At 44.5% G+C, this 11924-nt stretch carries 10 protein-coding genes; 2 read left to right on the forward strand and 8 right to left on the reverse strand.

Translation table 11 applies throughout. From position 1 onward, the window contains the following. The 8 genes from truA to B3182_RS14065 form a co-directional block, all read right to left on the reverse strand. Positions 1–752: tRNA pseudouridine(38-40) synthase TruA (gene truA, locus B3182_RS14030; protein ID WP_292753174.1), on the reverse strand; the 752-nt coding region annotated here is incomplete at its 3' end. Between the two features lie 11 nt (positions 753–763). Next, the gene (locus B3182_RS14035) at positions 764–3661 is read right to left on the reverse strand and encodes a FimV/HubP family polar landmark protein (RefSeq protein WP_292357564.1); all 2898 of its coding nucleotides are present in this window, start codon (positions 3659–3661) and stop codon (positions 764–766) included. A gap of 33 nt (positions 3662–3694) precedes the next feature. Then, positions 3695–4717 carry an aspartate-semialdehyde dehydrogenase gene (locus tag B3182_RS14040; protein ID WP_292357566.1) on the reverse strand — a complete coding sequence of 341 codons (1023 nt, stop codon included), beginning with the start codon at positions 4715–4717 and terminating at the stop codon, positions 3695–3697. Between the two features lie 20 nt (positions 4718–4737). Next, positions 4738–5808: a 3-isopropylmalate dehydrogenase gene (gene leuB, locus B3182_RS14045; protein WP_292357568.1), complete on the reverse strand. Its 1071-nt coding sequence runs from the start codon at positions 5806–5808 to the stop codon at positions 4738–4740. Positions 5809–5838: 30 nt separating this feature from the next. Further along, positions 5839–6477 (reverse strand): 3-isopropylmalate dehydratase small subunit, encoded by a 639-nt coding sequence (gene leuD, locus B3182_RS14050; RefSeq protein ID WP_292357570.1) that lies wholly within the window; start codon positions 6475–6477, stop codon positions 5839–5841. 209 nt (positions 6478–6686) lie between these two features. Further along, positions 6687–7583: a MotB family protein gene (locus B3182_RS14055; protein WP_292357571.1), complete on the reverse strand. Its 897-nt coding sequence runs from the start codon at positions 7581–7583 to the stop codon at positions 6687–6689. A gap of 23 nt (positions 7584–7606) precedes the next feature. Further along, entirely contained in the window at positions 7607–8380 is a 774-nt protein-coding gene (gene pomA / locus B3182_RS14060) for a flagellar motor protein PomA (RefSeq protein ID WP_292357573.1), read from the reverse strand. An 88-nt stretch (positions 8381–8468) separates the two neighbouring features. Then, entirely contained in the window at positions 8469–10625 is a 2157-nt protein-coding gene (locus tag B3182_RS14065) for an ABC transporter substrate-binding protein (protein WP_349677940.1), read from the reverse strand. A gap of 120 nt (positions 10626–10745) precedes the next feature. On the opposite strand from B3182_RS14065, the gene B3182_RS14070 reads away from it, so the two are divergent. Next, on the forward strand, positions 10746–11534 hold the full coding sequence (locus B3182_RS14070) for an enoyl-ACP reductase FabI (protein ID WP_292357577.1): 789 nt from the start codon (positions 10746–10748) through the stop codon (positions 11532–11534). 88 nt (positions 11535–11622) lie between these two features. Further along, positions 11623–11924, forward strand: a 302-nt coding sequence (locus B3182_RS14075) for a cation:dicarboxylate symporter family transporter (RefSeq protein WP_292753180.1), incomplete at its 3' end; no start/stop codon positions are given.

Below are 11924 nucleotides of genomic sequence, written 5' to 3' on the forward strand. Positions count from 1 at the left end.
CTTGGCAGGAAAAATTCATCCGGATAAACGACATCTGTCAGGTACAGACCTTGAGGTGGGGCGGTAACACCCGCCATGTTACGGTCCTGACTTTGTAGAACATGTTGAGCCCATTCGACAGGTCTCTTGCCCTCCCCAACAGGAACCAATACGCCCATCAGATTACGCACCATGTGATGCAAAAAAGAACGGGCTTCAACATCCACAGCAATGCAATCATCACGACGAGTGACAATCAATTTATCAAGGGTCTTTATCGGACTTTTGGCCTGACATTCCTGTGCCCGAAATGCTGAAAAATCATGCTGGCCAAGCAGGCTATTAGCAGCCAATTGCATCTGGTGTTCATCAAGCTTTTTATATACCCACCACATCCGTTGATGATGCACACTGGAACGGCTGTCACGATTGAGTATTAAATAACGATAGCGACGTTTTATTGCACTGAACCTGGCGTTAAAGTTTTCTGAAACCGGTTTTACCCATTTAATACTGATATCGTGGGGTAAGTTGGAATTCAATCCCAATAGCCAGTTTCGTTCTTGCCGAATAGCCTCGGTATCAAAATGCACCACCTGATTTAATGCATGCACCCCAGTATCAGTGCGGCCGGCAGCGAACACTTCTGTCGGTGTATTGGCGATAAGCGATACGGCTTTCTGCAATTCGCCCTGAACAGTCCGTTGTTTTGGCTGAAACTGCCACCCATGAAAATTACTGCCGTCATACTCGACACTTAACGCTAACCTCACCTTAGCGCTCGTTAAGACAAATTGTCGAGCAGTTCCTGTGCTCGTTTTTTCTGTTCATCCGTACCCTGCTCAAGGACTTCTTCGAGGATACCTCTTGCGCCTTCAGGATCACCCATATCGGAATAGGCTGCTGCCAAATCCAGTTTGGTTTCAGATTCATCGATTGAGTCGAAATCACTGAGATCGAAATCAAGTTCATCATCATCAACACTGCTATCCAGATTCAGATAATCTTCTATAACATCAACTTCTTCAGTTTCTGTCGGTTCTGCAGTTTCAAAATTAGTGAGATCCAGTTCATCAGCATCTAAAGAATCTACAGATAAAACCTCATCAGGTTGCTGGTCTGAAGCATCGTCTGTCTCATCAATATTCAAGTCCAGAACATCGGGGGCAGAGGAATCCGGTTGCAACACATTATCCTGTTCAAAATCTATTCGCAGATCATCATCTTCAGGATAAGTATCAATTTCAGATTGTTCTGATTGTTCCAGCTCAGTTGCTGAGTCTTTGTCTGCAGATGTACTGCTATCAAACTGCAACAAATCCTCTTCATCACGTTGGTAGACTTCTTCAGCCTTGGAAATAGTGGTTGACTCGGTTTTGTAATCATCCAGATTGAAATCTATATGATCCGACTCCTCAGGCTCAGAGGATGTCTCCATCACTTCTTCTTCGGCATCAACATCGATTTTTGGCTCATCCTCAGTATCAAAAGTGGTTTGCACTTCCTCGATGGATTCTTCAATAGCAGCCTCAGCCTCATCAGAGGGTTCAGCAAATAAAGGATTATGAGGTAATAGCTGAGCGCCCCAGCTTCTTACCTCAGGCCACTGCGGATCGGTTTCACCAATACTTGAGGTGTTCAATAATGCAATGAAGTCTGCAGATTTTTGTTGCTTGTAATAAATGAATAATAATTTTGCAGCAATTTCCTTATCATCCGGTGCCTGCCGATAAGCTTGTTCAAGTGCGGTTGCTGCTTGTACATAATCGGCATAACCAACAAACATATCAGCTTGTTCGACCAGTTCATCAACTGATTTGGTTTGGCTTTCGGTTGTTGCCTCTTTCTCTTCTGCAACCGGGGTGACAATATTTACACTACCGGTTTCAGCTGTCGTGGTGGCCGGTTTGTTTTTGTTAATTTTACTGACAGCATCATCCCAACTGACTTCACGCTGACCACGGCGGAGAATCATCCAGATAATCAAAAGCAACAATAAGATTGCCAGTAATGATTCAACCTTATGTGCTATGACAAAAGCTTGAACCCGCTGGTAAAGAGAGTCCAGCTGTTGCTGGTCTAAATTCAGTTCCTGAGCAGCTTCAACTATCGCAGCATCAACCTCTGCAGCAGCTGTTTCCAGTTCTGCTGGTTCTGCTGTATTTTCATCCAACTCAGCAACAATCAGTTCGGGAGATTCAGCATTGGTGACAGATTCGAATTCTGTCGGCTCCTCAGCGACATTTTCGTTGCTTTCTGTTGATGACGGTTCTTCTTCAGTTGACGTTGCATCTGTTTCATCATTAGCAATATCAATCGGTTGCCATTCATTATCATCAGTATCAAGATTAGTTGGATATTCAGCTGCATTGTTCTGACTAGTATTATTGTCACTGTCATTTAATGCTTCGCTTTCAGCCTCACTATTTTCCAGAATGGTGTTTGCTTCATCTACCAGTGTCGCTAAATCCATCTGGGTTTCGTCTTGTTCGAGCAAGCTTTGCAGTCTTGCCATATCCGCATCTTTAAGCGAAATAAGACGACGCATAGTATCCAGTTGACGTTCCATCGCGTCCATACGATTTTTGAAATCAATGTTTTCCTGGGTTTGTGACTCTATGGTTTCCTGGGCAAGCGTTAATTGTTCACTGATGCGCTGTAAGTCAGGATCACCATTAATTTCCGGATCTGCCTCCAGCAAACTGTTTTCCGTTGCAGCAATTAACTTTAAGCGTGCACTCTCAGCATCTGACAGTGTTTCATCGCTCTCTGTTAAGCTTGATTGATCTTCAGCGTCGTTTGGCGCTTCGGTTTCTGGTTCAATTTCATTATTTTCTGCTGCTGCAATATTTTCCGATGTGGAAACTTCATCAACGGTGGCTGCAGGAGAAGCAGTCTGAGCAAGACTGCGTTGTTGCCAGTCGAGATTTTGCCTGTCTACAGCAGCTTTGGCTTCACTGGCAGAAAGGCGGGTAATTTCTTCTGTAGCAGGAATTTTAAGTGTGCTGTCTGCGTAAAGACTGTTCACATTGTTTTGCTGAAATGCCCTAGGATTCGCATTAAGCAAACCAATCATCATCTGCTGCATCGTAATATCGTCTGAGGGCCGTGTCCTCTCGGCGATGCTCCATAAGGTATCGCGTGACTGAACGTTATATTGCGTCAAGCGATCAGATGTATAGGCTGACTGATTTGAAGATGTTGTGCGAGGAGCAGCAGGAACCGTTGATTGAGTATTCGGTGCGCGTGGTGAATCCACAGTGCCACGACCGCGGTACAGCTCTTTAGGTGGATCCAGCAGCACCATATATTCGCGAAGTAATTTTCCCTGACCAGTGGTTGCGGCCAGTAAAAATCCCAGAAATGGTTCTTTGATGGGTATATCAGAAGTGACCAAAATTCGGGTGGAATCACTTTCTTCAATAACTTCAAAATTCAGCTGGGTTAATAAAAAACTGCGTTCCAGTCCTGCTCTTTCAAAATCCTGGGATGAACCCAATCTGACCTCAAGATTACCCTGCTCATCATCCTGAAGTGCATTGACCTCAATCTCTGCCCTGAAAGGTTCATTCAAGGCAGAGTATAAAGTTATCTGACCAAGGCCAAACGCATGACCCGGTAAGGGAGTTAATAAACCAAGTGCCGCAGCTACCGACAAACTGGTCAACGTTTTCTGTTTCATTTAACTCCCCTTCCTTGACAATCTCAGCAATGCCTAGAGGTATCTATCTACCAGAAGTTCAGCAATTTGCACACTGTTTAGTGCCGCACCTTTACGAACATTGTCTGAAACAACCCATAAATTCAAACCGTTTGGATGTGAAATATCTTCACGGATTCGCCCTATATATACAGGATCCTGACCAGAGGAATCTGTGACAGCTGTTGGATAACCACCATCTTTGTGTTCATCAATCACGACGATGCCATCAAACGCTGATAGCAGCTCTCTGGCTTTTTCAGCAGTGATCTTGTCACGGGTTTCGATATGAATGGCTTCAGAATGACCATAAAAGACAGGCACCCGGACCGCGGTTGGATTGACCTGTATTGACTCATCACCGAGGATTTTGCGAGTTTCCCAAACCATTTTCATTTCTTCTTTGGTATAACCGTTATCCATAAAAACATCGATTTGAGGAATCACATTAAAGGCAATTTGTTTAGGATAAACTTCAGCTTCCACCGGGCGACCATTCAAAAGAGCAGCAGTTTGTTTGGCCAGCTCATCCATTGCAGGTTTTCCACTTCCCGATACCGCCTGGTAGGTGCAAACGTTAATACGAGTAATCCCCACAGCATCGTAAATGGGTTTTAACGCCACCAGCATTTGAATGGTAGAGCAATTCGGATTAGCGATAATGCCACGTTTTTTATAACCGGCCACCGCATCTGGATTCACCTCAGGCACGATCAGTGGAACATCATCGTCATAACGAAACTGTGAGGTATTATCGATAACAATACAGCCTGCAGCAGCCGCTTTTGGCGCATAGATTTCAGAAACACTGGCCCCAGGAGAAAACAAGCCTATCTGTACTTTGGAAAAATCAAACTCGGCCAAATCTTCAACCATTATCGATTTATTACCAAACTGAACAGTTGAGCCAGCTGAACGCTCACTGGCCAATGCATACACTTTACCTACCGGAAAATTCCGCTTATGCAGGATATCCAGCATCGTTTCACCAACCGCACCAGTAGCACCTACAACAGCAACATCAATTTGTTTAGTCACATTTCACCTAAATTCTTTTGTTACAGCGCTGCCACAACGGCATCGCCCATTTCAGCAGTGGTCACGCGAGTCATTCCCGCGGAGAAAATATCTGCTGTCCTTAAACCTTGATCCAGAACTTTACTTACGGCAGCTTCAATACGATCTGCAAAAGCCGGCTGATCAAGGGTGTAACGTAACATCATAGCAGCTGACAAAATCGTTGCCAGTGGATTAGCAATGTTCTGACCAGCAATATCAGGGGCTGAACCGTGAATAGGTTCATACATTCCCTTGCCGTTTTCATCTAGCGACGCAGAGGGCAACATACCAATCGAACCGGTCAGCATTGACGCACAATCTGACAAAATATCGCCAAACATATTGGTGGTCACCATAACGTCAAACTGCTTTGGTGCTCGCACTAGCTGCATTGCAGCATTATCAACATACATATGACTTAGCTCGACATCGGCATAGTCTTTGGACAATGTTGTCATCGTCTCACGCCACAACTCGGTGCATTCCAATACATTGGCTTTGTCCACCGAACAAACACGACTTTGCCGTTTACGTGCAATATCAAATGCCACGCGTCCAATACGATTAATTTCACTTTCGCGATACACCAGTGTGTTGTAGCCTTCTTTCTCGCCATTATCCAGAGTACGGATCCCTCTGGGCTGACCAAAGTAAATCCCACCCGTTAATTCACGGACAATCATCAAATCCAGACCGGACACAACTTCTGGTTTCAGGGTGGATGCATCTGCTAATTGTGGATATAACAAAGCCGGACGTAAATTAGCAAAAAGGTTTAATTGTGAACGAATACCCAATAAACCTTTTTCCGGACGCACACTGATATCCAGTGCTTCCCATTTATAGCCTCCCACTGCACCTAACAAAATGGCATCTGCCTCTTTGGCCATCTGCAAGGTTTCATCAGGAAGCGGACTGCCGGTTTCATCGTAGGCAGCCCCACCGATCAAACCGTATTCAAGTTCAATCGCCAAACCATCCTGTTTAAAAGCATTTAAAACCTTTACGGCTTCGGCAACAATTTCCGGACCGATTCCATCACCGGCCAATACTGCAATTTTCTTTGTCATGAATGTTATTACTTATAAATGGAAAAAATATTAGGAAAACAGCCACGGCGTTTGTTCACGACGACGGGCCTCGTAAGCTTTGATTTCATCAGTATGCTGCAGGGTCAGACCAATATCATCCAGACCTTCTATCAAACAATGCTTTTTAAAGCTGTCTATTTCGAAATGCAGGACTTCACCATCAGGCAACAAAATGCTCTGTTCTGGCAAATCAACGGTCAATTTATAACCTGGAGTAGCCTCGACCTGATGAAATAGTTTTTCGACCAGCTGTTCATCGAGTTGTATTGTGAGAATGCCATTTTTACTGCTGTTGCTAAAAAAGATATCAGCAAAACTGGGGGCAATAATCACTCGAATACCATAGTCTTCGAGTGCCCAAACAGCATGCTCACGGCTCGATCCACAACCAAAGTTTTCACGTGCCAGTAATATCGTGCCACCCTGATAACGTGGTTGATTCAATTCAAAATCCGGATTCAGCGGACGATCTTTACAATCCTGTCCCGGCTCGCCGTGATCCAAATAACGCCATTCATCAAACAGGTTGGGACCAAAACCACTGCGCTTGATCGATTTCAGAAACTGTTTAGGTATGATGGCATCCGTATCGACGTTTGGTCGATCCAATGGGATCACGATTCCTGTTTCCACGGAAATTTTTTGCATGTTTACCTCTAACTTTCTTATTGTCAGCGCCTTTATACAACCGACTGCATTATTTCTATACGGTCGTCTTTTTTCCAGTAAAAGGCTCTTTTTTTGTTTGTGTGCTTATGTTTCGATGCTATGAATCGTGTCATAACTGATATCAAAAACTTGCAAAATAATACCATTGTTTAGACAGATATATTTTGATGGCAGCAATCTTTTGACGTTCAACGGACTTGTTGAATTTCACTTTCTATTGCATCGTGCTGCTGAATCAAATCATCAATGGACTTGGTGAGCTCGCTGTCCAGCGAACCTTTTAGAACAACAATTTCCACACGACGATTTATTGCCCGATTTTCAATAGAATCATTTGGGGCTAATGGGCGGGTATCAGCATAGCCTTCAAGCACAAAACGTTCAGGTGGAATCGTATTGTACTTAAGCAGTTCGTGAACTACTGAAGTCGCTCTTGAAGTTGATAACTCCCAGTTAGAACGATAACGGGAAGTATTAATCGGAATGTTATCAGTATGTCCTGCCACGGCAATTAGTCCGTCAGTCTGCGTTAATACTTCATTAATTTTTTTCAGGATAGGAACAAAGTCCTGGTTCAAAGTAGCGTCGCCAGAGGGAAAGGAACCACGCTCACGAATTCGGATAACAATACGATTGAGCTGATTCTCTACAACGATCAAACCACGTTCGATTTCTGATTCCAGCGCTTCTTTAAATTCTTCGACTTCCTCGGCGACCTGCTTTGCCTGCGCTTCTGCGACAGCTTCGGCATCCATGGTGATTTTTAACACATCTTTCGTATCATCAGTTGTTTCCTGTCTGACAATATTCAGCGGTGTGGGTTTAGGTTCGCCCGGGCTGAATTCCTGTGCAATGATGCTGGTGCCTTTAGGAATGGCTTCATCCACTACCTCTCGCTGCACACCAAAGGCTTTCTCCAAAGACATAACCACCATTTTATATTTGATGGCATCGATTTCAGCGAACGACAATAACAAAACAAAGAAACACATTAATAACGACATTAAATCGGCAAATGTCGCCATATAGGCAGGCAACCCTTTCTTTTGCTGCTTTTTGAAACTTTGCGTTTCAGACTCACTCATAGAATTCTGCCGTCGTCAGCTGATTAAGCTTCGGCCGGGGCTGGCTCTTCAGCATCCCGTTTTGAAGCCGGAAGATAATTTTTCAGTAACTCTTCCAATACTTTCGGGTTCTGACCTTCCTGAATTCCCATTACGCTCTCAATGATAATACTTTTATTCATCAGCTCTTCATTACTGCGTAAAGCAAGCTTATCGGCTACAGGCAATGCAAACATATTGGCAATCATTGCACCGTATAAGGTTGTCAGTAATGCAATCGCCATCGCTGGACCAATTGATTTCGGATCGGACATATTCGAGAGCATCTGAACCAGACCAACCAGAGTACCGATCATTCCCATCGCCGGAGCGGCATCACCAATTTGCTGGAAAATCTGTTGACCGATGCTATGTCGGTTGACCGTTTCATTCATTTCTGTGTTCAGGGCTTTTCTGACCACAGCCGGCTCATGACCATCAACCAGCATTCGGATACCCAATGCCAAGGCAGGATTTTTAACTTCCTGCCGTTCCAATGCCAACAAACCCTCTTTACGGGCGATACCGGCTAAGACAACCACACTGGCAATAATTTCAGAAGGATCTTCAGATTTATGCAAAAAGGCTTTGGTCGCCGTTTTCATTGAACCAATGAACTGTTTGAGGGTAAAGCGCATCATGACGACGGCAAAGGTGCCACCTACAACTATCATGAAAGAAGGCGTGTTAACAAAGGTGCTCGCCGCTGCCCCAAGAGCAATAGTGGCGATAATCAGACTCCAGGCTATTAAAAAACCCAGTAAAGTAGCCAAATCCACGTGCTTTTCTCCCTGCTCAATTGATACCTGAAGTCGTATAACAATTTTCGCGTTTAATTGTACCGGATGATACGCAAAATCAACAGTATCAAGTATTGACAGCCTGTTGGTGTTTTTTTCGACGATAAATCAAAATAGCTGGCAACATTGCCATGATAAAAATAAACAACAGCAAAATCAGCGGCCAGATGGTCGGTTGATTCCATTTCGACCGCAACTGGTCTCGTAATAGCGGATCAATCCGATGATACTTTAATGTATTGTTTGCCATCAGATTAGGTTTGATATTTTTATTCCACGCGTGGAACAACGTTAACTGTTTGGGATGAAATCCCCATACCCACGGCACATCATGGCGAACAATATCCACCATTTTATCGATAATTTCCTGACGCTCATCACCGTCAGGCATCACCCGCATCTGTTCAAATAACTTATCGAATTCAGGGTTTTGGTAATTGGCGCTGTTTTCACCGTTATGAATAGCTTTGGCATTGGGCCCGTATAAAAGAAACAGAAAATTTTCCGGATCCGGATAATCAGCACTCCAGCCGACTTTGAATATCTGTGTTTGTCCGCGACGCATCTTATCCTGAAAACGATTGTAATCAGTCGACCGAATCACTAATTGGATATTAAGTTTTTGAAACTGTTTGCGCATCCAGTCCAACTGGGCTTTGGCATCCGGTCCAACAGCAGATACATCAAAGTACAGAACTAACGGTTGCCCTGTTTCAGCATCTCGACCATTGGGATATCCGGCATCTGCCAGTAGTTCTCTGGCAAAAGAAATTGGCTTGGTGCGTACCGCGTCATCCCGCCATTCATAAACGTAAGGGTCCAATCCCTCCCGGCCGTCACGATAACCAAAAATTCCCGGAGGGATAGGTCCTTGGGCAGGAATTCCACGTCCGTTAAAGAAAATAGAAACGAATTCCTCCTGATCTATCGCAATAGCAATCGCCTGACGTAGTTTGCGTGCTCGTTCACTGTCTCCACCCACCACTGAATCCAGCATATTAAAACCAATATAATGGGTAGTTGTGCCAACAGCAGCCTGCAAATCAATGCCTTTTTCCATCATATCTTCACTTAGCCCAAACGACCCACCTGAAGAAACCTGGATCGCCTGTTCAAAGCTGTCGGAAGTTAAGCCACTGATATCGTAGTACCCCTGAATGAATTTCCCCCAGTAAGAGGTACTTTCTTTTTCAAGGGTGTAAATGATTTTATCGATAAAGGGCATTGGCAAACCCGCATCATCCAGCAGACCAGCTGCAGCATCACCTGGATTACCTTCACTGGGATAAATTTCACCGTGATAATTAGGATTTTTAACCATCACCATGCGACGGTTAGGATCGTTTTCAATCATTTGATAGGCCCCTGTTCCAATCGGGTACCAGTCTAAGGTGATATTTTTATCTTTTAATACAGTCTGCTGGTAAAACACGTCAGCTTCCCAGGGGATGGGAGCAAAAAATGGCATGGCCAGCCAGTACTTCAACTGGGGATATTGACCATACACGGTAATTTGGAATTGATAATCATCAATTGCTTCCACGCCAGCGATATCTAATTCACGTAAATCAATCGGCTTACCTTGTTGCTGCAGTTTATTGAGAGTGGCGGCAAAATCACCCAAACCGACAATGTGCTCACTCATTAAACCTAAAATGGGTGAATGCACTTCCGGATGTGCCAGCCGTTTAATTTGATATACATAATCAGCGGCTTTTAATTCCCGGGTGGCTTGCTCGGGGAAATCCACAATAGTGTTCAGGTGACTAGAACTCTGTTGATCCAGATCGTGATAGAGCCATTGTCCAGACGCATCCTGAGCAAATGCGGGATGTGGTTGATAGGCGATTCCGGGTCTCAGGGTAATTGTGTAACGTGAAAAAGCGATATTTTCTGCTGTCTGTTGTGCCCCCGTTAATACTTGTTGATTCTTATCTAAAAACACCACTTCAGGCATTTTCGCTGCGTTCAATGGTTCCATTTGATATGGACGTTTGAGGTAATGATATTGAAAGGGCGGCTCATAAATCTGCGCCGTAATGAGACTTTCATTGGCTGAATAAGAACGGGCGGGATCCAGATGTTTTGGCCGCAGCATAAAGGAGCTGTAACTGACCGTTTTTTCACTCTCAGCTGCAGGGTATGGAGAGTTGATAGCCGATATATCACAACCTGTCAGCGATGCAATAACTATCCAGAAGAGCACAACAGAAAATCGGGGCATAATCATCCAACGTTGAAACCAGGCAAATAGGGAGTATAACGGGAATGTAAGCTGCTCGCCTCTTCCAGTACCTGCCAAAATCAGGTAAGTTTATCGGTTTTAAAATTTCTGGAGTACTTCATGGGTTTTCTACAAGGCAAACGGGTATTGATTGTTGGCGTTGCCAGCTCGCGTTCTATCGCCGCCGGTATTGCGCATGCCATGGCACGTGAAGGTGCTGAATTAGCTTTTACTTACCAAAATGACAAACTCAAATCCCGCGTCGAAAAAATCGCTGAAGAATGTGGCTCCAATCCAGCATTAATTTTTCCGTGCGATGTTAGCAGTGATGAGCAAATCAAAGCTGTTTTCGATGATCTGGCCAAACAATGGGATGGCCTGGACAGTATTGTTCACTCGGTCGCATTTGCTCCGCGTGAACAACTGCAAGGCAGTTTTGTTGACAGTGTGACACGTGAAGGTTTTGCCGCTGCACATGATATCAGTGCCTACAGCTTTGCTGCATTGGCGAAAGCCGGTAAAGAATTAATGGCTGGCCGTAATGGTTCATTATTGACATTGAGCTATCTGGGTGCCGAACGGGCTATCGATAATTACAACGTTATGGGTGTCGCAAAAGCCGCTCTGGAAGCCACTGTAAGATATATGGCCTATTCATTAGGGCCGGAAGGCATTCGGGTAAATGCTGTTTCTGCTGGTCCTATAAAAACACTTGCTGCTGCCGGTATTGGCGATTTTGGCAAGATGCTGGCCTATGGCGAACGTAATGCACCATTGCGTCGTAATGTCACGATTGATGAAGTGGGCAATGTAGGTGCTTTCCTGTGCTCCGATCTGGCATCCGGGGTAACCGGCGAAATTACCTATGTTGACGGTGGTTACAATATTGTCGGTATTGGCGATAAGTAATTTTTAACCGATGTTCATCCAGTTAACAAAAACAGGGCTTTCAGCCCTGTTTTTGTTTTAGCACTTATAAATTTGAGGATAGCAGCCCATGCCACACTCACATGCCGTCATATTATTAATTTTGATTATTCTGAGTGCCATCATTGGTGTCTTGTTTGGTTGGTTTTTCGGTGACCTGTCATTACAAATCGGTTGGCTGGGTGATTTATTTCTCAATGCACTAAAAATGATCATTATCCCGTTGATTGTTGCCTCGGTTATCAGCGGTATTGGCGCCCTTGGTGATGTTCGAAAACTGGGCCGTTTAGGTGGTTCCACCCTTCTCTACTATGGTTTTACTACGGCTGTTGCAGTGTTTATTGGCTTGGTAGTGGTTAATATCATCCAGTG

The sequence above is a fragment of the Methylophaga sp. UBA4204 genome, from assembly GCF_002379485.1.
GTDB lineage: Bacteria > Pseudomonadota > Gammaproteobacteria > Nitrosococcales > Methylophagaceae > Methylophaga.

Coding starts and splice junctions, on each gene's coding strand:
- B3182_RS14035 (WP_292357564.1), bottom strand. CDS start 3,661: ATGAAACAGAAAACGTTGACCAGTTTGTCGGTAGCTGCGGCACTTGGT.
- leuB (WP_292357568.1), bottom strand. CDS start 5,808: ATGACAAAGAAAATTGCAGTATTGGCCGGTGATGGAATCGGTCCGGAA.
- leuD (WP_292357570.1), bottom strand. CDS start 6,477: ATGCAAAAAATTTCCGTGGAAACAGGAATCGTGATCCCATTGGATCGA.
- B3182_RS14055 (WP_292357571.1), bottom strand. CDS start 7,583: ATGAGTGAGTCTGAAACGCAAAGTTTCAAAAAGCAGCAAAAGAAAGGG.
- B3182_RS14065 (WP_349677940.1), bottom strand. CDS start 10,625: ATGCCCCGATTTTCTGTTGTGCTCTTCTGGATAGTTATTGCATCGCTG.
- B3182_RS14070 (WP_292357577.1), top strand. CDS start 10,746: ATGGGTTTTCTACAAGGCAAACGGGTATTGATTGTTGGCGTTGCCAGC.